The sequence below is a fragment of the Streptomyces sp. NPDC029292 genome, from assembly GCF_055569295.1.
The window spans coordinates 210,148-234,906 of sequence record NZ_JBVHXR010000011.1; the positions used below are offsets into that span (position 1 = coordinate 210,148).

A 24,759-nucleotide genomic window follows, 5' to 3' on the forward strand; every position below is an offset into this window, starting at 1 on the left:
GGCGTCTCACTCATAGTCCTCAGCGTGCGCGCTGGGCAAGAAACGGACAAGTCGGACTCGCGCAGGCGGTCGCAAGGGCTGCGCCCGGGCAGTCGCCAAGGCTGGGGCGTCCCCAGAGCCTCAGCTGCCGTCCCGTTCGTGCGCGGAGACGGAGATCGTCTCCTGGTGGAAGAACCCCGGATTGAACACCCGGCACACGAGCATCAGAACGGCACCCAGCAGCAGCGCGCCGATACCGGTGACGAAGACGCCGCCGAGCTGCCAGTGCGGCGGGAACGGCAGCGTCCACGAGGTGCTGCCGTAGTCCGCGGCGGAGTACACCACGCAGGCGTTGACGAAGAAGTAGAGCAGCAGGACGCCGCCGAGAGCGGGCATGATCCCCTTCGTCCACAGATCGCGGGCGCCGCGGGTGAGGACTCTGCGGTAGTACCAGACGCAGGCGAACCCGGTGAGCCCGTAGTAGAAGGCGATCATGAGGCCGACCGAACCGATCGAGTCGGCCAGGACGTTCTCGCTCACCCGGGTCAGCATGACGTAGAAGGCGATCGAGGCCAGGCCCATGCCGACGGTGGACCAGGTCGGGGTGAGGAAGCGCGGGTGGATACGGGCGAACCGGTCCGGGATGGCCTTGAAGGCGGCCATCGAGAGGGTGGTGCGCGCGGTCGGGAGGATGGTGGTCTGGGTGGAGGCGGCCGCTGAGGTGAGCACCATGAGGATCAGGAGTTTGGTGGCGGTCTCGCCCCAGCCCCCGGTGCCGAAGACCTCGGCTCCGAGACTGGAGAGGACGTCCCCGGAGTGGTCCGGGTTGGCGAGGCCGATGCCGCGGTCGCCGACTCCGGCGAAGGCCTGTGCGGACGTGGTGATCATGACGTAGACGAGCAGCAGGATGACGGTGGAGATGACCGCCGCCCGGCCCGGGGTGCGATCGCGGTCGACGGTCTCCTCGTTGACGGATACGGCGGTGTCCCAGCCCCAGTAGATGAACACACCGGCGAGCACGCTCTTGGTGAGGTCGTCGAGCGAGTTGATCCGGGCGGGGTTGAACCACGACCACGAGATCTCCGACGAGACGCTCGGCGCCGTTCCCCCGTACACCTTGACCAGCGCGGTGACGGCCAGCAGGAAGAGCACCACGATCTCGATGGTGAGCAGCACCTTCTGCAGATTGGCCGAGATCTCGATGCCGATGTAGCAGATCAGCGTCATCACGGCGATCCACACCACGCCGACCACGGTGACCCAGAAGGTGTCCTGGGCGAGCCCGTCCGCGCCCACGAGCTGGAAGCCGTACGCCCCTGCGATCTGGGCCAGGTTGGCCATCACGATGATGTCGGCGGCGACGATGCCCCATCCGCCCAGCCAGCCGGTGCGGGGGCCGAAGGCCCTGGAGGCCCAGGTGAAGGTGGTGCCGCAGTCGGGGTCCGCCCGGTTGAGCTCCTTGTAGCCGTAGGCGATCAGGAACATCGGGACGAAGGCGAGGATGACCACGATCGGGGACTGGAAGCCCACGATCCCGACGATGACCCCGAGGGTCGCGGCGAGGCTGTAGGCGGGAGCGGTGGAGGCCAGGCCGATCACCGTGCTGGAGAAGAGCCCCAGCGCACCGCCCTTGAGCCCCTTGTCCGTCACTCCCGGTCCCGGCGGGGAGGGCGCTGCGGGCGGGACCGGGACAGTGGGCAGACCCATGGCGCCCTCCGGTCGACGAACACGCGGCTGCTGTTCACCAGCATGAACCCGGAAACGCGGGCTGTCACATGTCCGCCACCGCGTGCGTCAAGGAGATGGCGCCACCCACGGTGCCCTTGCGTTGGCAGAGGGAGATGACGAGATGACTGTTCTGATGGTGCGGTCCACGGTGAAGCCCGAATTCGTCGGGGAGCTCGAAGAGGCTCTGGGGAAGATGTTCACCGCCATCGCGCGGGAGCAGCCCGCGGGGGTGCGCTATGCCTCGTACCGGCTTCCCGACGGGGTCACGTACGTCGCGGAGCTCGAGATCGCGGACGGTGTCGAGAATCCGCTTCCCGCCGTTGCGGAGTTCCGGGAGTTCCAGGCGGGGGTGAAGGACTGGCTGGCCGGTCCGCCGTCGGTGGAGCACTTCGAGGTCAGGGGCTCGTACTCGGGCTGATGCCGTACGGGTGCGCACTCCGCGGTCGTGCGAGTGCGCACCCGTGCCGGGCTCTTGAGGGCGCACAACGGGGCGTACGTGAAGGCAAATTCCGGTGAACGGCTAGCATCGCGGCACAGTCGTCGGCCGGGATGGAGTGGTTGTCGTGTCACAGGCGGAGGAGGGGCCGCGGGTTGCCGTCGCAGTGGTGACCATGGGCAATCGGCCCGCTGAGGTCGACGCGCTGCTCGCCTCCGTGGCCAAGCAGGATGTCGCGCCCGCCCGGATCGTGATCGTGGGCAACGGGTGTCCGCTGCCCGAGTTCGGCGAGCGCCTCGGGCTGCCCGGCGAAGTGACCACCATCGAGGTCGATGAGAACCTCGGGTGCCCCGGCGGGCGCAATGTCGCGCTCCAGCGGCTGCGGGAGCTGGCGGATGTGGACGTCGTCGTCGAACTCGACGACGACGGGCTGCTCGTCGACGGGGATGTGCTGCGGCGGGTGCGCGATCTGTACGCCGGTGATCCGCGGCTCGGCATCGTCGGATTCCGGATCGCCGACGAGAACGGCGAGACCCAGCGGCGGCACGTGCCCCGGGTCGGGGCCAGGGATCCGATGCGGGGAGGACCGGTCACCGGGTTCCTCGGCGGCGGTCACGCGCTCTCGATGCCGATGCTCGCCGAGATCGGTGACTGGCCCGCCGAGTTCTTCTTCGCGCACGAGGAGACCGACCTGGCCTGGCGTGCCATCGACGGCGGGTGGACCGTGCTGTACGAGCCCGCGCTGCTGCTCCAGCACCCGAAGACCTCGCCCGCCCGGCACGCCATCTACCACCGGGTGACCGCCCGCAACCGGGTCTGGCTCACCCGCCGGCGGCTGCCCCTCCCGCTGATTCCCGTGCACTTGGGGATCTGGGTGCTGCTCACCCTGGTACGGACCAGGTCCGTGGGTGGACTGCGGGCCTGGTTCGGCGGGTTCGCGGAGGGGCTCAGGCAGTCCGGCGGGGAGCGGCGGCCGATGCGGTGGGGGACCGTGTGGCGGCTCACTCGGCTCGGGCGGCCGCCCGTCATCTGAACAGCGGTTTCGCTTCAGGACGTTGCGGACAGACGGAGGCCCCGGTCGCTCACCTCCGACGACCGGGGCCTCTCGCGTCCCCGGATCCGGCCGCGGCGGCGACACTCCCCCGAGTTACGCGTCGTACGCGCGCGCCGTCGGGCCAGATCCGATGGATTGATCACATCAGGTCGCGCCAACGGATCGCTAACATATGGCCAACGGTTTCTCTTGTGAGCCGAGAGTCGGTCGGCGCGAAGTCGCCGTAAGAAGGCGCGAAGTCGCCGCGGGTGCGGTCGGAACGGCCGCGCGGGAAGGCAGTGGGTCGGCGTGATGCGGGACGGGCTGCGGTTCGGGCTGCTGGGGCCGCCGGTCCTGTACGACGCCGACGGCGACGTCCGGTCGATCGGCAGCGGCAAAATGCGCGCCCTGCTGGTCGCGTTGCTCCTGGAGCCCGGCCGGGTCGTCTCGGTCGACGTCCTCAAGGACGCGCTGTGGGGCGGGGCGCCACCGGCGTCCGCTCAGGCATCGCTGCAGAACCACGTGACGCGGCTGCGGCGCCTCCTCGGCGATCCCGAGCGGCTGCGCGCCGTGCCGCCGGGTTACGTTCTGCGGGTCGGCGAGGGCGAGTTGGACGTCCGCGTCTTCGAACACCACGTCATGGGCGCGCGCGCCGCGCATGCCGGGCGCGACTGGGAGCGGGCGCTGAGCGCATCCACCTCCGCGCTCGCGCTGTGGCGCGGCACACCACTGAGCGGGGTCCCGACCGAGCCCGGTGCGCACGCGCTCGTCCAGCGCCTGGAGGAGGCGCGGCTGCTCGTTCTGGAGTGGCGGTACGAGGCTGAGCTGCAGCTTGCGGGGGCGGCGGGTGTCGGGAGTTCCGGGGGCATCGGGGGTGCCGGGGGCATCGGGGGTGCCGGGGGCATCGGGGGTGCAGGGAGTTCGGGTAGTGCCGGAGGGCTGGGGACGGCTGGGCGTTTGGCGACGGCTGGGGGGCCCGGGTCCGCAGGGACAGCTGGTGATGCCGGATTCTCTGGGTCGGTCGGTGGTGCCGGATCCTCCGGGACGGTCGATGGTGCTGGATTCTCTGGGTCGGTCGGCGGTGCCGGATCCTCCGGGACGGTCGATGGTGCTGGATTCTCTGGGTCGGTCGGCGGTGCTGGATCCTCTGGGTCGGTCGGTGGTTTCGGGACCGCGGGCCTGGTCGGTTCCGGGATCGCCCGGCTCGACCGCCTCGCCCCCGAACTGGCCGCCCTCGTCGCCGAGTACCCGTTCCGTGAGGCCTTCCACCGGCTCCTGATGCTCGTGCTGCACCGCACCGGCCGTCGGGCCGAGGCGCTGGCCGTTCACCGGGATCTGCGCGCCCGCCTGGTCGAGGAGCTCGGCGTGGAGCCGGGCCCCGCCGTGCGTGAGGCGCACCTGGAGATTCTTCGGGACCGTGACTGGGAGCGGGAGCGGGAGCGGGACCGGGACCGGAGTCGGGATCGGGATCGAGGCCAGGGCCGGAGTCGGGACGGGGACCGGGATGGGGACCGCGACCGGCAGCGCGAGCGCGACCGGGACCGGGACCGCGACCGGGACCGGGACCGCGACGCGCCCCCGGACACCCGCACCGAAAGCTCCGGCCGAGCAGAGCAGGACACCGCCGTCCCGCCGACGGAGCAGCCCCCGCCCAGACCTGCCCAACTCCCGCCCCCACCCGCCCATTTCACCGGCCGCGGAGACATCCGTGAGGCACTCCGGCTGACCCTGGACACGAATGGCGCGCGCGGGACCACCGGGCCGGGCATCGCCGTCATCAGCGGCATGGCCGGCGTAGGCAAGAGCGCGCTCGCCCTGCACGCGGCCCATGGACTGCGGGAACGTTTCCCCGATGGCCAGTTGTACGTCAACCTGCACGGGGCCACCCCCGGCATGACCCCGCTCTCCTCCGGACAGGCGCTCGCCGCCCTCCTGCGCGACCTCGGCGCCGAGCCGCGCCGGATCCCCGAACACCCGGACGCGGCAGCCGCGTTGCTCCGGTCGATGCTCGCGCCGACGCGCACGCTGATGGTGCTCGACGACGCCGCGCACGCCGCGCAGGTGCGGCCGCTGCTGCCCGCGGGCACGGGGTGCGCGGTGATCGTGACGAGCCGTTCGCCGCTCACCGCGCTGGACGGCGCCCACCGTTTCCCGCTGGCACCGCTGTCCGACGAGGACAGCGCGGCGCTGCTCCGCGCGGTCTCCGGGCGGGAGGACGGGCTCGACGGCGAGCATCCCCTTGTCGAACTCACCGGACGGCTGCCGCTCGCCCTCCGTGTCGTGGCCGCCCGCCTCGCCGCGCGCGGCGCGCTCACGCCGGACGCGCTCGCCGGTCAACTGACCGCCACCGAAGGGCGGTTGCACCACCTGGAATACGACGACCTGAGTGTCCGCAGGTCACTCGCCGTCGCCCATGACGCGCTGCGCGCCTCCGAGCGGGAGGCCGACCGGGACGCGGCGCTCGCCCTGTGCCGTATCGGCGCGCTCGACCTGCCCGCGTACGGGGCACCCCTCCTCGCCCGTCTCTCCGGCACGGACGAACGCCGTGCCGAGGCCGCCCTCGACCGGCTCGTCGACGTCGCCCTCCTGGAGGAGACGGCGTACGGCCGCTACGCACCCCACGACCTCGTCCGCGACTTCGCCCGGGAGATCGCGGGGACGGTCGAGTGCCGGAGGTCCGGCGAGGGCACCTCTGACGACCACACTCCTGACGTGTCCGAGCGCGCCCTGCGCTGGTACGCCGGTGTCGCCGCGCGCGCTCTCGAGGCGATCGTCGAGCCCGGTCTCGACCGCGAGGACCGCGGCCGGGCGACCGCCTCGCAGCCGGACCCGCACGCGGCGGACGCCGCGGCCACGCCGCCGTTCTGCTCCGCGAAGGAGGCCTTCGCCTGGGGCGATCTGGAGCTGGAGAACGTGGTCGCGCTGGTGGAACGGTACGCGGAGACGTCCGCGTACGTTCCCGTCCTGGTGCGGCTGTTCAACCCGTACGTCCAGCGCAGCGGCCGCGTCGCCGAGCTGGAGGTCCTCCAGCGGGCCACGCTCGGCGCGGCACGGCGGCTCGGGGACGAGGCGGCCGAGGCGTACGCGCTCGGGGACCTCGCGGGGCTGCACTTCATGACGGGCCGTGCGAGCGACGCCCTCGCCCTGAACGACGAGGCGCTGGCGATCTGGCGCCGGCTCGGGGTCCTGTCGTGGGTGCGGCGGGGTCTGAACAACCGCGGCATGCTCCTCGAGGGGCTCGGCCGCTACACCGAGTCCAGCGACGCCCTGCTGCAAAGCCTCGAACTCTCACGGGAGTTGGGTGACCCGCACACGGAGGCCGTCACCTACAGCCACCTCGGCAACCTGTACGAGCACACCGACCCCCGGGCCGCCATCGACCACCACAAGCGGAGCCTCGCGCTCGGCGAGACCATCGGTGACTTCATCGTCCGGCACTCCGCGCACTGCAACATCGGCTACGCCCATCTCACCCTCGGCGAACCCGCCGCCGCCGTACCGCACTTCGAGGAGAGCCTGCGCATTCTCGGCAGCCACGGCGACTGGCACGGCGAGTCGCAGACCCGGCTCGGGCTGGTGCGCGCCCTGCGCGGTGTGGGGCACGGCGAGCGGGCCGCGGGCGAGTGCGATCTGCTGCTGTGCCGGGCCGACCGCCGCGCCGACCGGTACACCGGGGGGCTCGCCCGGCATCAGCGGGGGTTGCTGCTGCGGATGCGGGGAGATGCCGAAGGGGCGTGCGAGCAGTGGGAGTTGGCCCTCGAAGCGCTGGACGGGACGGACACCCCGGTGGTGGGGGAGCTGAGGGAACTCCTTGCGGAGCGCGCCCGGTAATCACTTCGCGTCCGCGTAGCACTCCACCACGGCCGTCGTGAACGGAAAACGCACCGGTGTCCGGCCGAACGTGAGGCGGCCCGCGAGGTCGGCGGCGTCGCGGATCGCGGTCACCACCGTGTCGGCCTCCTCGGCGGGGCAGTGCACGATCACCTCGTCGTGCTGGAAGAAGACCAGCTCGGCCGCGAGGTCCGCGCAGGTGCGGCGGAGCGCGGCGAGCACCAGCAGGGTCCACTCGGCGGCGCTGCCCTGGACGACGAAGTTGCGGGCGAAACGGCCGCGGGCGCGGGAGTTGGAGGAGGCGTAACCGGGGATCCAGCCCTGGTCGGGAGTGGTCTCGGCGGGCTCGTCCTGCGGGATGCCCGCCTCTTCCGAAGCGGCGTCGGACGCGCCGACCGCCGGAGGACAGGTGCGGCCCAGCCAGGTCCGGACGAGCCGCCCCTCCTCGCCCGCGCGCGCCGCGTCGTCCACGTACGCCACGGCCTTGGGGAAGCGGCGGCGCAGCAGGGCGAGGTTCTTGAGGCCGTCTCCGGAGGTCTGTCCGTACACGGCCCCCAGGACGGCGAGCTTCGCCTGGGCCCGGTCACCGGCGAACGCCCGGTCCGACACCGACTGGTAGAGGTCGCTCTCGCGGCCCGCGACCTCCATCAGGCCGGGGTCCCGGGAGATCGCCGCGAGCACCCGGGGCTCCATCTGGTCGGCGTCGGCCACGACGAGCCGCCAGCCGGGGTCGGCGACGACCGCGCGCCGGATCACCTTGGGGATCTGGAGGGCCCCGCCGCCGTTCGTCACCCATCGCCCGGTGACCGTCCCGCCCGGCAGGTACTCGGGTCTGAACCGCCCGTCCCGCACCCAGTCCTGCAGCCAGGACCAGCCGTGTGCGACCCAGATCCGGTACAGCTTCTTGTACTCGACCAGCGGCTTCACGGCCGGATGGTCGAGGGACTCGATCTCCCAGCGCCGGGTGGACTTGATCTTGATCCCGGCCTGCGCGAAGGCCTTGATGACGTCCGCGGGCAGGTCGGGTCTGACCCGTCTGCCGAAGGCCGCCGAGATCTCGTCCGTGAGCTCGGCGAGGCGCCGGGGCTCGCCGCCGCCCGCGTAGCGCTCCCCGAGCAGTTCGTGCAGGACCTCGCGGTGGACGGCCGCGCTCCACGGCAGCCCCGCTCCGTTCATCTCGGCGGCCACCAGCATCCCCGCCGACTCGGCCGCCGTGAGCAGGTGCATCCGGTCCGGGTGCGCGGTCGCGTGATGGCGGCGCTGCTGGTCCGCGTACACCTCCAGGAGATCCGTCAGCGGCAGGTGGACCGGGCGCGGTTCGAAGAGGGAGGACTGCGAACCGGGCTCGGCGGAGCGCTGGGGCGGATCGGGCGGTACGGGGCCGCCGCGCAGCCGGGCCAGCGCGGCGGCCGCCGACCGGGGCTCGCCGAGCCGCCCCTCGTGGCCGAGCAGCAGGGTCTCGGCGGCCTCGACGTCGTAACACCGCTCCACTCGCACCCCCGTGGCGAGCAGACGCGGATAGACGTCGGCCGTGGACCGCCAGACCCAGCGGCTCACATCGGGCCGCGACCGCACGGCCCCCGCGAGATCCGGCTCCCTGCGGACCGGGCCGACGGGCAGCCCGTCGGGGCCGAGGACGGCGACCTCCGCGCCACCGTCCTCGGTCGGCGCGAGGGCCCACCGCTCGGTCATGAATCCGAGTCTCGCAGGAGGGTCTGACAACGGCGTCCGACGCGGTGCGTCAGCCGGTCGCCTCCTCCGCCGGCGTGCGTCAGCCGTTGGTCTCCGCCGCCGCGGTGCGTCAGCCGCCGGCCTCCTCCGCGGCGGTGCGTCGGCCGGTCGCCTCACCCCCGAGCCACCCGCCAAGCCCCCGCCACCGAAGCCACCCCCGCGATCACCAGGCAGACCCCCACGCACCCGCCCACCTCCACCCAGGGCACGGCGACCCCGACCGGCGCCGACAATCGCCCGAGCGCCGCCGCCAGCCCCGCGAGGTTCACCCCGGCGACGGCACCCCCGAGCACCGCTCCCACGCCGACCCCCACCACCGCCTCGCCCGCGACGACCCGGAGCACCTGCCCCCGGGTGGCCCCCGCGAGCCGCAGGGACCGCAGCTCCGTACCCCGCGCGGAGGTCGCCATCAGCAGGGTCCCGGCGAGGGAGATTGCGGCGTAGACAAGGGCGATGCCCAGGACCACCAGCAGCCCGAGGCGGGTCTGTGGACCGGTGCGCGGGTGGGTGGCGGCCAGCCAGGCCGCGGTAGACCGCACCGTCCCCCCGGACGGCCGGAGCGCCGCCGCGACCTCCGCCCGGTCGGCGCCTGCCGCCACCCGCACATCGAGGCGGTCGACCGAGGCCCCCGGCGCGTTCGCCGAGGTGACATACGCCCCGTTGTCCCCGGTGCCCCGCGCCAGCACCGCGACGATCCGCAGCCGGGCGGGCCGGCCGTCCCCGAGCCGGACCCGGACCCAGGAGCCCACCTCGTGCCGCTCCCACTCCTCGTTGACGATGATCGAACGGTCGTCGAGATCGCGTACGTCGCCCGCCACCACCGGCAGCCGGGACACCGACGCGAACGCCGCCACATCGCTCACCGCCCGCGCGTCGGACCGTACGAGAGCGGTCTCCTCCTCCCGTACGAAGACCGCCGTGGACGCGGTCGCCGACACGGTGGCCCCGGGCATCCGCACCGCCCGCAAGTCCGCGCCGGTGACGATGAATTGACCCCGAGTCTGCTCCCGCGCCTCCGTCGCCTTCGCCTGTGTCACCGTCGCCGCCGACCCCAGCAGTGAGCCCGCCAGCGCGACCGTCACCAGGACGGGAGCCGCCACGGCGGCCGTGCGCCGTACGGACGCGAGGGCGTTCTCACGGATCAACAGCCCGCTCGCGCCGGGCAGCCGGCGCAGGGGCAGCAGTCGTACGACCGGACGGACCAGCAGGGGCGCGAGCGCGGCCACCGCCGAGACCAGGACCATCGGCTGCGTCGCGTACGTCTTCCGCTTGAGCAGTGCGGCCGGGTCCGTCCCCAGCGTCCAGGCCAGCAGCCCGAGTCCGACGGCGAGCAGCCCGCAGCCGATCACCCGTCGCGACCACGGCATCACACCCGTGTCCACGGACGCCTCGCGCAGCGCCTCCACGGGACTGATCCGCCCCGCCCGCCGCGAGGCCGTCCACGCACCGGCCAATGCCACCAACAGGCCGGTACAAAAGGCGACTTGGTACGGCCGGCTCACCGACCCGCGCAGCGTGAGCCATGACGGCGCCACCCCGCCGTCCACCAGCGCCCGCAGGAGCCACGGCGCCGCCCGCGCCCCCAGCGCGCACCCCGCCGCCGACGCCGCGAGCCCCACCGCGACCGCCTCCCCGAGCAGCAGCCGCCGCACCTGCCCGGGTGTCGCCCCGGCCATCCTCAGCAGCCCGAACTCCCGGCGCCGCAGGGCCACGACGAAGGCGAACGTCGAGGCCGTCACGAAGACCGAGACGAAGGTCGTGACCCCGGCCGCCGTGCCCAGCAGGGCGTTGACCCCGGTCAACGCCTCGGCATCGCGCGCGGCGGAAGGGTCGGCCCGGTGGCGGTCGTCGCCGGTGAGGACCCGGGCACGGTCGCCGACGAGCTGTCGTACGGCCGCGGCGGGCGCGTCGACGCCGACCGCGTCCCGCGCCGCACCGTCCAGCCGTACGGGCCCCAACGCCCTCAGCTCGCCGATCAGTTCACTGTCCACAGGGTGTGGATGCGCCAGTTTCCCCGACACGAGCGCGGTGCCCGGTCCCCGCCGTACCTCCACCGTGAGCGTGTCCCGGCCCATCACCACGACGGGCGAGGACGCGAACCGGGTCGGCTGCCGCGCGGGCGCGTCGAGGGTGGCGGCGAGGCCGAGCCCCATCGCCGTCATCACGGCGACCCCGAGCGCGACGGCGACGAAGGAGCCGAGGAAGGAGGCCCAGCGGGTGCGCAAGGAGGACAAGGAGGACAAGGAGGGCAAGGAGGGTGAAGGGGGCGAGAGGGGCAAGGTCAGCACGGCACACGCTCCGGCCCGGTCGCGGCACGCTCCAGCCCCGCCATCCGACGGGCGACGCCCTCCGCCGTGGGCTCCGCCAGTTCCCCGCTCGCCCGCCCGTCGACCAGAAACACCACCCGGTCCGCGTACGAGGCGGCCACCGGATCGTGCGTGACCATGACCGTGGTCTGGCCCTCCCGGTCCACCAACTCCCGCAACAGCGACAGGACTTCACGGCTGGTGCCGGTGTCCAGCGCCCCCGTCGGCTCGTCGCCGAAGAGCACCGCCGGGCGGGTGATCAGCGCCCGCGCGAGCGCCACTCGCTGCTGCTGCCCGCCCGACAACTGCGACGGCCGGTGCCCGGCGCGGTCGGCCAGCCCCACCCGGGCCAGCGCCTCGCGCACCGCCGCCCGTGACGGGCGGCGCCCTGCCAGCCGCAGCGGCAGCGCCACGTTCTGCGCGGCGGTCAGGGACGGCAACAGATTGAAGGACTGGAACACGAACCCGATCCGCTCCCGCCGCAGCAGCGTCAGCCGGCGTGCGCTCAGCCCGGCCAGCTCGACCCCGTCGACGGCCACCGTCCCGGAACTCGGCCGGTCAAGGCCTGCCGCGCACTGCAGCAAGGTCGACTTGCCCGACCCCGAGGGGCCCATCACGGCGGTGAAGGTCCCGGCGGCGAAGTCCAGGTCGACCCCGTCCAGGGCGGCGACGGCGCCGTAGTCACGGCGCAGCGATCGGATACGTACGGCTGTGGTCGTCATGCCCTCCAGCGAACCGTCCGCCGCGCCCGCGCACACGACCACCAGGGGGCGTCCCGGGGGTAGGGCCAGGCATACCCGGGCCCGTGACACGATCGACGTATGAGCAGCAGTACGTCCAGCACCGTGGAGCGCGCCTTCGAGGCCGCGCTCTACGCCGACACCGACGCGACCCTCGACACGGGCGCCTCACTGCTCGCGGCCGACCTCGCGTCCGACGCCGAACTCGCCCGACGTGGCGAGGAGTTCGTCGCGGCGGCCTGGCGCCGGGGCTGGCAGCCCGCCGACCTCGTACGGTTCGTGCGGCGCGAGCTGGACGACGTACACGTACGCCTGGTGTCGGCGCTGATTCTCGCGGGGAACCGCGAGCCGCGGGGCCCGCGCTGGGCGGCGCAGCTCGAAGAGCTGAAGGCCGGGTCCAGGGCACCCCGCACCGACCGCTTCTCCTACGCCACCGCCGTATTGGAGCTGTACCGGCTGCTGCTCCGCCTGCCCTCCATCGAGCCCCTCGAGCCCCTCGACCCGCCCCGGCAGGCGGCTGCCCAGGACTCCCGCATGCTCACCCGTATCCGCGCGCTGCTCGCGAAGGCCGAGGCGACCGGGTTCCCGGAGGAGGCGGAGGCGCTGAGCGCCAAGGCGCAGGAGCTGATGGCGCGACACAGCATCGACGAGGCGCTGCTCGCGGCGCGCACGCACGCCAAGGACGCGCCCGGCGCCTGCCGTATCGGGGTCGAGTCGCCGTACGAGACGGCCAAGGCGGTGCTCCTGGACGCGGTGGCCGGGGCGAACCGCTGCCGGGCCGTGTGGAACGAATCCCTCGGCTTCTCGACGGTCGTCGGTTTCGAAGCCGATCTGGAGGCGGTCGAGCTCCTCTACACCTCGCTGCTGGTGCAGGCCACGACCGCGATGACCAAGGCGGAGGCGGCACAGCGGGCCGGTGGCCGCAAGCGTACGAAGACCTTCCGGCAGTCCTTCCTCGCCGCGTACGCGCACCGGATCGGCGACCGGCTGGCGTCCGCCGCCGAGGGCCAGGTGACGGCCACGGAGGGCGCGTTGCTGCCGGTGCTGGTGGCCCGCGACGTGGCGGTCGCGGACCACATGGAGCGGATGTTCCCGGAAACGGTGACCACCCGGATGCGCGGGGTCAATGACGCGGCCGGGTGGCAGGAAGGGGCCGCGGCGGCGGACCGGGCGCAGGTCAGGGGACGGCCACCGCTGCGGTGACGCGAGAGCCGACGGCTCCTGCCGTGACGCAGGAGCCGGCGGCTCAATCGCTCAGTCGCCCGCGTGCTGGAACGGGCTCACGGAGGCGTTCAGGGTGCCCGCGTCGCCCTTCCCCGCGATGGCGCCGTACGACCAGGGGAAGGTCTGCGAGGCGGTGGCGCCGGGCAGGCTGATCTTCAGCGTCTTCGTGTCGAGGCTCTTCGCGTCGCCCGCCTTGCCCCGTACGTAGGTGATGGTGAAGGACGCGGTGTCGTTCTCCGCCAGGGTCAGCTTCACCGGCTTCGCGGACTTGTCCGCGACGATGTCCGTGGAGACGCCGCCGCCCTGCACTTCCAGGCCCGGAAAGCCCTTCAGCGTGCAGGTGCTGCTGCGATTGGTGATCGTGACGGGGATGTCGCCGGTGTCTCCGGCGGCCGGGGCGGTGTTGGCCGGGCCGACCTGCATGCCGACCTGGTCGGCGCTGCACGCGTCGGAGGCCTTCTTGCTGCCGTCGCCGCTGTCGTCGCAGGCGGTCAGGACGAGGGCCGCCGCGAGGACGGTGACGGCGATGGGTAGAGCGCGCATGGTGTTCCCCTGAGGTTGTGGCGGTGCTCATGGATCATCACGCAGATCGGTGCGCGCGCGTTCCGCGGCCCCCGGCCCATACGCATCTCATAGGCCGTAAATACCCTGAAACCTCCCGTACGCTGACGGAATGAGCTGGCTCCGGGCGCTGAAGGAGACCACCCGCTCGGGGCTGACGATCGAGCGGAAGCGTCTTGAACCGCTGGTCGCGCTGCGCGGCGCCGCCGGGCTCGCGCTGGTGATCGCGGTGAGCCTGTGGGCGTTCGGGCCCGGGGCGGCGGCGGGCGGGGCGTTCGGGGCGTTCCAGGCGGCGATCGCGACGTTCCAGCGCAGCTGGCGGCCGCGTCCCGAGCTGGCGCTCGCCTCGGGCGCGAGCCTCGCCGTCTCCACGTTCGTCGGCTATCTCACCATTTCCCACCTGGTCCTGTTCCTGGCGCTGCTGGTGGTGTGGACGTTCCTGGCCGGGCTGAGCTGGGCGGCGGGCCCGACCATCGGCCTGATCGCCACCTCCAACGTCGCGATCATGCTGGTCACGGTCACGCTGCCGACCTCGGTCGCGGAGGCGGCGGGCCACGGCGCGATGATGATCGCGGGCGGGGTGGTGCAGGCGTCCCTGGTCGTGCTCTTTCCCGTACGGCGCTGGGGTCCCCACCGTGACGCGCTGGCCGACGCCCTGGCCGCCGAGGCGGACTACGCGCGCCGGCTGCGCCACGACCCGGTGGCGCCCTTCGACCCGCTCCCGCTGATGGAGGCCCGCAACGCGGCCGCCGTCACCCCGCGCCAGGCCCGCCACCGCCCCGCCGAGCTCCACGGCACCCGGGGCCTCGCCGAACGCATCCGCCCCGTCCTCGCCTCCCTCGCCGACCCGGCGATGGGCGTACCCCCCGAGGGTCCCGAACGCGACCGCGTCCGCGAACTCCTCGACGCCGCGGCCGCCACCCTGGACGTCGCCGCCCACGCCGTCCGCCACGGCACTCCGGTGTCCCTTCCGCCGGGCGCGGTCGCCGCGTTCAAGACCCCGGACACCGGGGCGATCCTGACGGGGCCGCCGTACCGGGCGGCGACGCGGCTCGGGACGCTGATCCAGGACGTGGTGGAGACGGCGGGCGCCACGACGGGGGGCGTAGCGGCGGGCGCCACGACGGGAGGCGTCGCGGCGGGAGGCTCCGCGGGTGACCCCGGCGGGGCCGCCCCCCTCCTCCGCCCCACGCTCCCGCGCCTCATCCCGGTGGCCCTCAAGGCCATGCGCAAGGAGCTCCACCGGGGTTCCCAGATCACCCGTCACGCGACCCGCGTCTCCGCGGTGGCCGCCGTCGGCTACCTTCTCGGCAGCTGGCTCCCCCTGGGCCACGGCTACTGGGCACCCCTGGCCTCGGTCATGATCATGCGCCCGGACTTCTCGCAGACGTACAGCCGCGCGGTCGCCCGTTTCGCCGGCACGCTCGTCGGGGTGGCGCTGGCCACGGGGGTCGTACAGGTGGCGAACCCGGGAACGTACCTTTCGGGCGGCCTCGCCGTGATCAGCGCGGGGCTGATGTACCTGCTGATGCGCACAGGTCAGGTGGCCGCCCAGGCCTGCGTGGCCGCGTACGTCGTCTTCCTGCTCGGCATGGGCGGCGAGCAGTGGACGCAGACGGTCCCCGAGCGCGTGCTGCTCACCCTGCTCGGCGGCTTGCTGGCGATGCTGGCGTACGCGGTCTACCCGGCCTGGGAGACACCGCGGCTGCGCACCCGCCTCGCCGACTGGCTGGCCGCGCAGGGCCGTTACGCCGCCGCCGCCGTCACCCTCCCCCAAGCTCTCGACTTCGCTCGAGCAGGTGGGACCCCCATCGCCGACCCACGGGCCCGCAGCGACGTGCGCGAGGCCCTCCTCGCCTCGCGCACCGCCCGCGCGGCCTGGCACACCGCCGTGGCCCGCGCCCAGCAGGAGCCGGTACGCCACCGGGGCCTGTCCCGCACCGCGGCCCGTGACACCGAGGACGCCCTCGCCCAGATGGGCCGCGTCGCGATGCTCCTGGAGGCCCACCTCCCGGACCGGGACGCGCCCCCCGTCCCGGCCGCCGCCCGCTTCGCCGAGGCCCTGCGCAAGGCCACCCACCAGGGCGCGAGGGCCGTACGGGAGCGCCGCGTGCCGCGCTGGGACGCCGTCCGCGAGGCCCTGGAGGCCTGGGACGCCGAGGGTGTCCCGCAGGACGGCCCCGAAGCGTTCGTCCGCCGGGGCGCGGGCCTCCTCCTGGACTCCCTCGTCGAACTGTCCGAGGCCCTCGACGCCGCCGTACCTCCGATGACGGTGAGCGACCGCGGGCCCGGACACGCGAACGGGCCGCGGAACCCGAAGAATTCCGCGGCCCGCCGGTAGACGAACAACGGGTCAGGAGCCCGAACAACCGGTCAGGAGCCCAGGCTCGCCGTCGGCAGCCCCGTCGGCAGCTGCCCGCCCTCGGTCTTCGTGTAGATCTCCTGGCCGAAGCCCTCCCACTTGACCCGCATGGACGTGGAGTCGACCTTCGAGACCATGCCGGTGGCCCGGTCCTTGTTCCCGTCCGTGCACGTCAGATGGATCATCTGCATGCCCGACTCCTCACCGGCGGTACCGCTGCACACGGTGCCCCCCGTGGCGAAGAGCCCGGCCTGCTTGCCCGTGATCACCAGAGCCACGGCCTTGCCGTCGGTCGTCGCCAGCCAGCTGCCCGCCAGCTTGCCCGCGGGGGACGTGCTGCTCCCCGTTCCGCCGCTGGTGTCGGCCGTCCCGCTCGCGGACGCGCTGGGACTCGCGGACTTGTCACCGGAACCGCCGCCGTCGCTGCTGCACGCGGTCAGCACGAGCGCGGCCGTCAGACCCGCCGCCGCGGCCGCGATACGCGCCTGCCGACGCGGGAAGACCGCCGAAGCCGTCGCCGAAGTCGCCGAAGTCACTGAAGCCCCCAAGGGTGGTGATGATGCCGGGTCGCCGGAACGACCGCAGCAAGCTACCAGGAGGACTTGAGAACCCCCGGGAGGAATCCCGCCTGCGCCTCTCCCGCAGATTCACCCGGGAGAGGCCGAAGGTGCGGAGGCAGCCGCGGGGGCGGCCGTCCACACTGTCCCGGTTGCGTACACGGGTGGCGCCGGCGTCGCGCGGCTGCCTGCACAATTCCTCCTGGGCGGCGAGCCGTTCGGCAGCGCCCGACGAGGGCCTGCGGATGATCTCCTTCAGCTCGGCCCGCCGGGCGGCGTACCGCGCGACGGACTCATGGCGCCTCTGGTTCTTCGTGATCTCGCTCCGCTTCGCCATCAGACCTTCACTCCCCGGGCACGAGTCCTCGCCACGGAGGCCTCGGCGCCGATCGTGTCGACCGTCTTGATCCCCTTCGCGCTCAGCCGCAGCCGTACGTGGCGGCCCCACTCATAGGTAGGAGATTCCCTACGGTTGACGCGTAGGGAATCTCCTACCTATCGTTTGGTTCATGAACATCACCCACGCCTCCTTCGTCACCCTCCCCGTCGCCGACCAGGACCGCGCCCTGCGCTTCTACGCGGACGTACTCGGATTCGAGGTCACCGCCGACCTGGACATGCCGCCCGGGCGCTGGCTCCAGGTCGCCCCGAAGGGGGCGCAGACCGTCTTCACGCTCTCGGGTCCGGGGATGGGCGGTTTTACGCCCGGCGAGACCCGGGGGATCATGTTGGTCACGACCGATGTCGACGCCGACTGCGCGCGGCTCGCCGCCGCGGGTGTCGCGGTGGAAGGTCCCGACGACCTTCCCTGGGGCCGCATGGCCTCGTTCCGCGACCCGGACGGCAACGGTCTGATGCTGATCACGGAGTAGGCCACGAAGAAGGCCACGGAGAAGGAAGGCTTCTGAGCGCGCCATGACTGTGACCGGGACTGGGGCCGAGGTTGGGGCCGGCGCTCGCGAGGACCAGATCTTCGCCGCGCTCGCCAACGCCACGCGCCGCGAGGTGCTCCGCCTGCTGCGCGAGCAGGGGCCCCAGCCCGTCCAGGCCCTGGCCGACCACTTCGACATGCGGCGTCCCAGCCTCTCCGAACACCTCAAGGTGCTCCGGGACGCCGGGCTGGTGTCGGAGGAGCGTGCGGGACGGCAGCGCATCTACCGGCTGGAGGCCGCGCCGCTCGCCGACGTACAGGACTGGCTCCATCCGTACGAGCGGTTCTGGCGCGACAGGCTCAAGGGCCTCGGCGATCTCCTGGACCGCATGCCCGACGATGCCGAGACATGAACTCCGTTCCAGAGACTGACCTGACGACCATCCGCGTCGACCAGTTCCTCCCGCACCCGCCCGCCAAGGTCTGGCGCGCCCTCACCGAGCCCGAGCTGCTCGTGCAGTGGCAGATGCAGGGGTCGGAAAACTTCCGGCTCGAAGTCGGCCACCAGTACACGCTGACGTCCGTACCGCGGCCCAACTCGAACTTCTCCGGCAGCGTTGACGTGCGGGTTCTCGCGTACGAGCCGGAGCGGATGCTGCGCGTCCGGTGGGCGGACACCGATCCGGCCAATCCTGCGGACTGGACCATTACTTGGACACTGGAACACGAAGGCCGCGGTACGCGTCTGTTCCTAGTACACGAGGGATTCGATCCGGACGATCCCGCACAGATGATGGCGCGGAAGATCATGGACGGGGGCTGGAGGTCGCATGTCCTGCGATCTCTGGGGCAGGCGCTGGACCGGATGTAGCCGGACGTACTCCGTATGCAGCCCGGCGAGCAGCAGGCCGTAGTCAAGCGAACAGCAGCCGGTAGTCAAGGGCCGGTAAAAGCTGTAACCGCAGGACCACCCCGCGTGCACGTGCATCTGCCCACGCATCTGCACATGAACAGAGCTATGATCCGGGTCAGTTGACCACTGCATCTATGGCCACTTCAGCCACTGCACGACCGGGGAGCGACCTGTGGACCACGACGTGTACGACGTGGATGACGTGTACAACGGCATGGCCGCGACCGAGCTGAATGGGGTGGCCTGGCAGAAGAGTCGGCACAGCAACTCGCAGGGATCCTGCGTGGAGTTCGCGCGGCTGCCCGGCGGTGACGTGGCCGTGCGGAATTCGCGGTTCCCCGAGGGGCCCGCGCTCGTCTACACGCGTGCGGAGATCGAAGCGATGCTCCTGGGCATCAAGGACGGCGAGTTCGATCACCTGATCGCGGGCTGATGACGGGCCCCTGAGTACGCGACCGAGCGCGATGGCCGTTCAACGGTGTGTAACGCGCGTAGAACCGCGGCGCCAAAAGGCGCCGCGGTTCGCTATTCGGCCGGAAGTGCGGCCGGCCCCGCCGGCGGCAGCCGGAACAGCGCCCACACGACCTTGCCGCTGAGGGTGCCCGCGAGCGGGTGCCAGCCCCAGCTGTCGGCGAACGAGTCGACCAGGAACAGGCCGCGGCCCGACTCCGCCGAGAAGTCGTCCGAGTCACCCGCGACCGGGCTGTCGTGACTGGGGTCGCGCACCGCGCACACCAGACGTGAGGTCCACCGCATCAAGTGCAGCCGCACGGGCGGGCCTTGGTCGTCCCGGGGCGTGTCCGAGGGCAGTGCGTGCCGCAGCGCGTTGGTGACGAGCTCGGAGACCACCAGACAGACGTCGTCGAAGCGTTCGCCGATGTCCCACTGGTCGAGCGTTCTGCGGGTGAACTGCCGTGCTTCGCGCACCGCTTCATAGCGAGGGGGCAGGGCGCAGGAAGCGGCGTTGGACACAGCCGCGGGATCGAGCGGCGGAAGTCCCTGCCGTAAGGGCTCGAGCATGGTCGATCCATTCGTCCCCATGCGAGGCACTCCCGGGTGTTCGCGGTCGTTGCGATGCAGCGGTGGCGCGGGGACCATGGTTCCGAATGCGTACAGCAGATGCAAGGGCAGATGCACGTGCACGCGCCCGAATTGGACCTTCCTCTACCGCTTCTTGCTCATTTCTTCTGTCACCTTCTTCCCTCTTGTTGCCCCTCTTCTGACCTCTTCCCGTGCGGCTCCTTTGGCTACTTTCCGTTTCCGTAATCGAACGAGTACTGCTTGAAGTGTTTTAGTGGCAGACTTCGGCCCTTGAAGACGGTTGGGGAGGCGGACGAACGTGAGCGCTGGTGAGTCGAGCGGCTCGGTGGTGCGGCGCATGCTGCTGGGGTCACATCTTCGGCGCCTGCGGGAGGCGCGCGGGATCACCCGGGAAGCGGCCGGGTACTCGATCCGTGCCTCCGAATCGAAGATCAGCCGCATGGAGTTGGGACGGGTGAGCTTCAAGACGCGTGACGTCGAAGACCTGTTGACGCTGTATGGCATCGCCGACGAGGCGGAGCGCACCTCCCTGGTCTCGCTCGCCAAGGAAGCCAACGTCGCGGGATGGTGGCACAGTTACTCCGACGTCCTGCCCAGCTGGTTCCCGACCTACGTCGGCCTCGAAGGCGCGGCCCACCTGATCCGGGTGTACGAAGTACAGTTCGTGCACGGCCTGTTGCAGACCGAGGCGTACGCGCATGCGGTCGTCGCGCGCGGTATGAAGGGCGCGAGCGTCGCCGACATCGACCGGCGCGTCGCGCTGCGTCTGGAGCGCCAGAAGTACCTCGTCTCCGAGAACGCCCCGGAGTTCCACATCGTCCTCGACGAGGCCGCCCTGCGCCGCCCGTACGGCGACCGCGAGGTGATGCGCGGACAGCTCCAGCATCTGATCGAGGTCTCGGAGCGCCCCAACGTACGACTTCAGGTCATGCCGTTCAGCTTCGGCGGGCACTCCGGCGAGAGCGGCTCCTTCACCATTCTGAGCTTCCCCGAGTCCGACCTGTCGGACGTCGTCTATCTGGAGCAGCTCACCAGCGCGCTCTACCTGGACAAGCGCGAGGACGTCACGCAGTACGAGGGCGCGCTGAAGCAGCTGCAACAGGACAGCCCCGGTCCGTCGGAGAGCCGCGATCTGCTCAGGGGGCTGCTCCAGCTGTCCTGAAAGTGCCCCTGGCATTCTCCTGAGAGTCTTCACAGACTGCCCGGAGGTGTTCTCCAACTCCCTTGAAACACAAGTACGATGACGCGTGATCAGACCGTGATCGGATGTCTGCTTCGGCAGCACAGGGATTGAGGGAGCACATGTCGTCCTACTTCACCGACCTGGCCCAGCAGTACATCGACGGCGAGTGGCGCCCGGGCACCGGCTCCTGGGACATCATCGACTTCAACCCGTACGACGGCGAGAAGCTGGCGTCGATCACCATAGCCACGGTGGACGAGGTCGATCAGGCCTACCGCGCGGCCGAGCGCGCCCAGAAGGCATGGGGCGCGACCAACGCGTACGCCCGTCGCGCGGTCTTCGAGAAGGCCCTCAGGATCATCGAGGAGCGCGAGGCCGAGATCACCGAGGTGATCATCGCCGAGCTCGGCGGCACGCACCTCAAGGCGGGCTTCGAACTGCACCTCGCCAAGGAGTTCCTGCGCGAGTCGATCCAGCTGGCGCTGCGTCCCGAGGGCAAGATCATCCCCTCGCCGATCGACGGCAAGGAGAACCGCGTCTACCGCGTCCCCGTCGGCGTCGTGGGCGTGATCAGCCCCTTCAACTTCCCCTTCCTCCTCTCGTTGAAGTCCGTCGCGCCCGCCTTGGCGCTCGGCAACGGCGTGGTCCTCAAGCCGCACCAGAACACCCCGATCGTCGGCGGCTCCCTGGTCGCGAAGATCTTCGAGGACGCGGGCCTCCCCGGCGGTCTCCTCAACGTCGTCATCACCGACATCGCCGAGATCGGCGACGCCTTCATCGAGCACCCGGTCCCCAAGGTCATCTCCTTCACCGGCTCCGACAAGGTCGGCCGCCACGTCGCCACCGTCTGCGCTTCGCACTTCAAGAGCGCGATCCTCGAACTGGGCGGCAACAGCGCGTTGGTGGTCCTGGACGACGCGGACATCGACTACGCGGTCGACGCGGCGGTCTTCAGCCGGTACGTCCACCAGGGCCAGGTCTGCATGGCCGCCAACCGCGTCCTCGTGGACCGCTCGATCGCGGACGAGTTCACCGAGAAGTTCGTCGCCAAGGTCAAGACCCTGAAGGTCGGCGACCCGAGCGACCCGCAGACGATCATCGGCCCGGTCATCAACTCCTCGCAGGCGGACGCGATCTCGGGCGCCGTCGACCAGGCGATCGCCGAGGGCGCCACGGCCCTCGTGCACGGCACGACGACCGACAACCTGGTCGAGCCCTCCGTCCTGACCGACGTCCCCGCCGACTCGTCCCTCCTCCAGCAGGAGATCTTCGGCCCGGTCGTCTTCCTCGTCCCCTTCGACGGCGAGGAGGAGGCGGTCCGCCTCGTCAACGACACCCCGTACGGGCTGAGCGGCGCCGTCCACACCGCCGACGTCGAGCGCGGTGTCTCCTTCGCCAAGCAGATCGACACCGGCATGTTCCACGTCAACGACGGCACCGTCCACGACGAGCCCCTGGTCGCCTTCGGCGGCGAGAAGCACTCGGGCATCGGCCGCCTGAACGGCGAGGCGACGGTCGAGGCGTTCACCTCCCAGAAGTGGATCTCGGTGCAGCACGGGCGGAGCTTCTTCCCGTTCTGAAGACTCTGCGTCGTCGCCGGGCCCTTGCGGACAGAAGCTGACCGCAAGGGCCCGTAGCTTCATCGGTGCCAGGCAACAGGAACCGATGAAAGGCGGCCGGTCATGGTCACTCACGTAGCGGCGGAGACGCAGGGCGACGAGCGCGGGGCGCTGCTGTCCTTCCTGGAGGAGCAGCGTGGCGGCATCCGGCGGGCGCTGCTGGGGCTGACCGAGGAGCAGGCGGCTTCGCGCCCCAGCGCGAGCGAGCTCTCGCTCTCCGGCCTGCTCAAGCACGTCACCGAGGTCGAGCAGGGCTGGATCGCCCGCGCCAAGGGCGAGCGGCCCGCCGTCAAGCGGGACGAGTCGAACTGGCACGAGTGTTTTGTGCTCGTCGGCGACGAGAGCGCCGAGTCGGAGCTCGCGCACTGGGAGAAGGTCGCCGCCGAGACGGAGGCGTTTCTCCGCTCGGTGCCCAGCCTCGACGACACCTTCGCGCTGCCGAACGACCCGTGGTTCCCGCCCGAGGGGCGGGTCTCGATGCGCTGGCTGGCACTCCACCTGATCCGCGAGACGGCCCGGCACGCGGGGCACGCCGACATCATCCGTGAGTCCCTGGACGGAAAGACGGCCTTTGAGCTGGTCGCTCTCGCCGAAAACTGAGGTCATAACCTGGACCGCATGTCTGCGATCCGTCTCCTCGTGCTCGGCGCCGTCCGGCAGCACGGGCGGGCCCACGGCTACCAGGTGCGCAACGACCTGGAGTACTGGGGCGCGAACGAGTGGTCCAACGCCAAGCCCGGCTCGATCTATCACGCGCTCAAGCAGATGGCGAAGCAGGGACTGCTGCTCGCCCACGAGATCGCGCCCTCCACGGCGGGCGGCCCGCCGCGCACCGAGTACGAGATCACGGACAAGGGCACCGAGGAGTTCCTGGCGCTGCTGCGCGAGTCCCTGACGTCGTACGACCAGAAGATGGACGTCAAGTCGGCGGCCATCGGCTTCATCGTCGACCTGCCCAGGGACGAGGCGGTGGCACTCCTGAGGGAGCGGATCCGGAAGATCGAGGAGTGGCGGGCCGCCGTGACCGAGCACTATGTGCCCGAGGGCGGCCCCGAACAGCTGGGTCACATCGGCGAGATCATGAACCTGTGGGTCCACTCCGCCGACGCCGACGCCGAGTGGACGCGCGGCCTGATCGTGCGCATCGAGGGCGGGGCCTACGCCTTCGCGGGGGAGGGCGAGCCGTTCGTGGGCGTACTCAAGGAGGGCGAGGAGAACCCGTACGCGACGGGGGAGCCGCATCCGGGGGATGCGCGGTGAGCGCGCCCGGTGCGTGCGCCGCGAAACCGTTCCGCGCGGCGGCGAGCGTGCGGCGATTCGCCCACCCGAGTCGCTTGAGTGTTCGATAATATCGCTCGCCCGCAGGCTCAGGTTCCGGAGCGAGGAGCGCCGTCATGCCCACACACCAGCGGCTTCTGACGATCAGTCGGGCCGAGGCGCGCAGGCTGGCCCTGTCGCGGCAGCACCTCTCCGGGGTCCGCCCGTCGCCGGACGCGGCCGGCCTGCGCACCGTCCTGCGGTCGCTGCGCTATCTGCAACTGGACCCCGTCAGCGTCGTCGCCCCGAGCCATGAACTCGTCTGGAGCCGCCTGGGCCCGGCGGCCGGGGCCCATCTCCCCGGCCTGTGGTGGCAGGAGCGCCGGCTGTTCGAGTACTGGGCGCATGCGGCGGCCGTCGTCCTCACCGAGGACTACCCGATCCACCGGGTGACGATGGACGGCTATCCCCCGGCGAACCTTTCGCTCACCAGGGTCTGGATGGAGGCCAACGACGAGCTCCGCGAGCACATACTGCGCCGCCTCGGCGAGGGCGCCCCGCTGCCCACCGACGCCTTCGAGGACCGCGCGGTGATGGACTGGCCCTCCAGCGGCTGGACCGCGGGCCGCAACGTCGAGCGGATGCTGACCTTCCTCTGGCTCCAGGGCCGGATCATGGTGGCGGGGCGTGAGGCGGGACAACGGCTCTGGGGGCTCCCGGAGGCCTGTCTGCCGACCGGCGCCGACCGGGTCGCGCTGTCGCCGCGCGAGATGGTCACCGCGGCCACGGAGCACACCCTGCGCGCCCTCGGCGTCGCCCGCCCCCTGGACATCAAGCAGTACTTCCTGCGCGGCAAGTACGACGGCCTGCCCGAGGTGCTGCGCACCCTCACCGAGGAGGGCCGCGTCGTACCGGTGAAGGTCGAGGGCGCCCCCACCGCCTCCGAGACCTGGTACGTGCACAGCGACGCGATGGCCGAACTGGAGGCGGTCCGCGCGGGCGACTGGCAGGGCCGCACCGCCCTTCTGTCGCCGTTCGACAACCTGATCAACGACCGGCGCCTCACCGAACGGCTGTGGGGCTTCGCCTTCCGCAACGAGATGTATGTGCCGAAGGCCAAACGCGAGTACGGCTACTACCTGCTGCCGATCCTGCACGGCGACCGCCTGGTCGGCCGGACCTCACCCCGTTTCGACCGGAGCCGGGGAGTCCTGCTGGTCGAAGGCCTGTACCTGGAGCCCGACACCAAGCCGACCGCGGCGCTGCGCAAGGCGATCACGGCCCAGTTCGCCGACCTGGCCACCCTCATCGGCGCCACCGCCATCGAGTACGGCGACACGGTCCCCGAGCGCTGGCGCCCCGCCCTTCTCTAACGCTCACCGGCCCT

At 71.6% G+C, this 24,759-nt stretch carries 21 protein-coding genes and 2 pseudogenes; 14 read left to right on the forward strand and 9 right to left on the reverse strand.

Annotated elements, in window-relative coordinates:
- Positions 1 to 120: 120 nt before the first annotated feature.
- Positions 121 to 1,686, reverse strand: coding sequence for an APC family permease (locus ACZ4WS_RS24515; protein ID WP_467983351.1), 1,566 nt, complete (start codon positions 1,684 to 1,686; stop codon positions 121 to 123).
- Between the two features lie 142 nt (positions 1,687 to 1,828).
- Here ACZ4WS_RS24515 and ACZ4WS_RS24520 point away from each other — a divergent pair, with 142 nt between their 5' ends.
- From ACZ4WS_RS24520 to ACZ4WS_RS24530, 3 genes are all read left to right on the forward strand, one after another.
- Complete coding sequence (locus ACZ4WS_RS24520) at positions 1,829 to 2,125, forward strand: antibiotic biosynthesis monooxygenase family protein (RefSeq protein WP_467983352.1); 297 nt, start codon at positions 1,829 to 1,831, stop codon at positions 2,123 to 2,125.
- Positions 2,126 to 2,318: 193 nt separating this feature from the next.
- Positions 2,319 to 3,176: a glycosyltransferase family 2 protein gene (locus tag ACZ4WS_RS24525; protein WP_467983496.1), complete on the forward strand. Its 858-nt coding sequence runs from the start codon at positions 2,319 to 2,321 to the stop codon at positions 3,174 to 3,176.
- A 312-nt stretch (positions 3,177 to 3,488) separates the two neighbouring features.
- A complete protein-coding gene (locus ACZ4WS_RS24530; RefSeq protein ID WP_467983499.1) occupies positions 3,489 to 7,007 on the forward strand; it encodes an AfsR/SARP family transcriptional regulator in 3,519 nt (1,172 codons plus the stop codon).
- Here the strand turns inward: ACZ4WS_RS24530 and ACZ4WS_RS24535 are convergent, their stop codons facing one another.
- The 3 genes from ACZ4WS_RS24535 to ACZ4WS_RS24545 all read right to left on the reverse strand — a co-directional run bounded on the left by ACZ4WS_RS24535 (position 7,008) and on the right by ACZ4WS_RS24545 (position 11,766).
- Positions 7,008 to 8,699, reverse strand: coding sequence for a bifunctional 3'-5' exonuclease/DNA polymerase (locus ACZ4WS_RS24535; RefSeq protein WP_467983353.1), 1,692 nt, complete (start codon positions 8,697 to 8,699; stop codon positions 7,008 to 7,010).
- A 152-nt stretch (positions 8,700 to 8,851) separates the two neighbouring features.
- The gene (locus ACZ4WS_RS24540; protein WP_467983354.1) at positions 8,852 to 10,981 is read right to left on the reverse strand and encodes an ABC transporter permease; all 2,130 of its coding nucleotides are present in this window, start codon (positions 10,979 to 10,981) and stop codon (positions 8,852 to 8,854) included.
- A 38-nt stretch (positions 10,982 to 11,019) separates the two neighbouring features.
- Complete coding sequence (locus ACZ4WS_RS24545; RefSeq protein ID WP_467983355.1) at positions 11,020 to 11,766, reverse strand: ABC transporter ATP-binding protein; 747 nt, start codon at positions 11,764 to 11,766, stop codon at positions 11,020 to 11,022.
- 99 nt (positions 11,767 to 11,865) lie between these two features.
- On the opposite strand from ACZ4WS_RS24545, the gene ACZ4WS_RS24550 reads away from it, so the two are divergent.
- Positions 11,866 to 12,987 (forward strand): DUF2786 domain-containing protein, encoded by a 1,122-nt coding sequence (locus tag ACZ4WS_RS24550; protein ID WP_467983356.1) that lies wholly within the window; start codon positions 11,866 to 11,868, stop codon positions 12,985 to 12,987.
- 51 nt (positions 12,988 to 13,038) lie between these two features.
- Here the strand turns inward: ACZ4WS_RS24550 and ACZ4WS_RS24555 are convergent, their stop codons facing one another.
- The gene (locus ACZ4WS_RS24555) at positions 13,039 to 13,551 is read right to left on the reverse strand and encodes a DUF4232 domain-containing protein (RefSeq protein WP_467983357.1); all 513 of its coding nucleotides are present in this window, start codon (positions 13,549 to 13,551) and stop codon (positions 13,039 to 13,041) included.
- Positions 13,552 to 13,681: 130 nt separating this feature from the next.
- On the opposite strand from ACZ4WS_RS24555, the gene ACZ4WS_RS24560 reads away from it, so the two are divergent.
- Complete coding sequence (locus tag ACZ4WS_RS24560; protein ID WP_467983358.1) at positions 13,682 to 15,910, forward strand: FUSC family protein; 2,229 nt, start codon at positions 13,682 to 13,684, stop codon at positions 15,908 to 15,910.
- Between the two features lie 32 nt (positions 15,911 to 15,942).
- On the opposite strand, the gene ACZ4WS_RS24565 is transcribed toward ACZ4WS_RS24560, so the two are convergent.
- From ACZ4WS_RS24565 to ACZ4WS_RS24575, 3 genes and pseudogenes are all read right to left on the reverse strand, one after another.
- On the reverse strand, positions 15,943 to 16,467 hold the full coding sequence (locus tag ACZ4WS_RS24565; RefSeq protein WP_467983359.1) for a hypothetical protein: 525 nt from the start codon (positions 16,465 to 16,467) through the stop codon (positions 15,943 to 15,945).
- A 53-nt stretch (positions 16,468 to 16,520) separates the two neighbouring features.
- Positions 16,521 to 16,825, reverse strand: a pseudogene (gene rpsN / locus ACZ4WS_RS24570) (30S ribosomal protein S14).
- Positions 16,825 to 16,932 (reverse strand): annotated as a pseudogene (locus tag ACZ4WS_RS24575) (50S ribosomal protein L28); the annotation flags it as partial. The pseudogenes rpsN and ACZ4WS_RS24575, both read right to left, overlap by 1 nt.
- A 65-nt stretch (positions 16,933 to 16,997) precedes the next feature.
- Here ACZ4WS_RS24575 and ACZ4WS_RS24580 point away from each other — a divergent pair.
- From ACZ4WS_RS24580 to ACZ4WS_RS24595, 4 genes are all read left to right on the forward strand, one after another.
- Entirely contained in the window at positions 16,998 to 17,360 is a 363-nt protein-coding gene (locus ACZ4WS_RS24580; protein WP_467983360.1) for a VOC family protein, read from the forward strand.
- A gap of 43 nt (positions 17,361 to 17,403) precedes the next feature.
- The gene (locus tag ACZ4WS_RS24585; RefSeq protein ID WP_467983361.1) at positions 17,404 to 17,772 is read left to right on the forward strand and encodes an ArsR/SmtB family transcription factor; all 369 of its coding nucleotides are present in this window, start codon (positions 17,404 to 17,406) and stop codon (positions 17,770 to 17,772) included.
- Positions 17,769 to 18,230 (forward strand): SRPBCC family protein, encoded by a 462-nt coding sequence (locus ACZ4WS_RS24590; protein ID WP_467983362.1) that lies wholly within the window; start codon positions 17,769 to 17,771, stop codon positions 18,228 to 18,230. Before ACZ4WS_RS24585 ends, ACZ4WS_RS24590 begins: the two co-directional genes overlap by 4 nt.
- 214 nt (positions 18,231 to 18,444) lie before the next feature.
- Positions 18,445 to 18,705, forward strand: a complete 261-nt coding sequence (locus ACZ4WS_RS24595; RefSeq protein ID WP_095935699.1) for a DUF397 domain-containing protein — start codon at positions 18,445 to 18,447, stop codon at positions 18,703 to 18,705.
- A gap of 92 nt (positions 18,706 to 18,797) precedes the next feature.
- Here the strand turns inward: ACZ4WS_RS24595 and ACZ4WS_RS24600 are convergent, their stop codons facing one another.
- Positions 18,798 to 19,292, reverse strand: coding sequence for an ATP-binding protein (locus ACZ4WS_RS24600; RefSeq protein WP_467983363.1), 495 nt, complete (start codon positions 19,290 to 19,292; stop codon positions 18,798 to 18,800).
- A 358-nt stretch (positions 19,293 to 19,650) separates the two neighbouring features.
- On the opposite strand from ACZ4WS_RS24600, the gene ACZ4WS_RS24605 reads away from it, so the two are divergent.
- From ACZ4WS_RS24605 to ACZ4WS_RS24625, 5 genes are all read left to right on the forward strand, one after another.
- Entirely contained in the window at positions 19,651 to 20,475 is an 825-nt protein-coding gene (locus ACZ4WS_RS24605; protein ID WP_467983501.1) for a helix-turn-helix domain-containing protein, read from the forward strand.
- A gap of 140 nt (positions 20,476 to 20,615) precedes the next feature.
- A complete protein-coding gene (locus ACZ4WS_RS24610; protein ID WP_467983364.1) occupies positions 20,616 to 22,076 on the forward strand; it encodes an aldehyde dehydrogenase family protein in 1,461 nt (486 codons plus the stop codon).
- A gap of 102 nt (positions 22,077 to 22,178) precedes the next feature.
- Positions 22,179 to 22,715, forward strand: coding sequence for a DinB family protein (locus tag ACZ4WS_RS24615; RefSeq protein ID WP_467983365.1), 537 nt, complete (start codon positions 22,179 to 22,181; stop codon positions 22,713 to 22,715).
- A gap of 18 nt (positions 22,716 to 22,733) precedes the next feature.
- Positions 22,734 to 23,375 carry a PadR family transcriptional regulator gene (locus ACZ4WS_RS24620; protein ID WP_467983366.1) on the forward strand — a complete coding sequence of 214 codons (642 nt, stop codon included), beginning with the start codon at positions 22,734 to 22,736 and terminating at the stop codon, positions 23,373 to 23,375.
- A 134-nt stretch (positions 23,376 to 23,509) separates the two neighbouring features.
- Positions 23,510 to 24,745 (forward strand): winged helix-turn-helix domain-containing protein, encoded by a 1,236-nt coding sequence (locus ACZ4WS_RS24625; RefSeq protein ID WP_467983367.1) that lies wholly within the window; start codon positions 23,510 to 23,512, stop codon positions 24,743 to 24,745.
- The last annotated feature ends 14 nt before the right edge of the window (positions 24,746 to 24,759 follow it).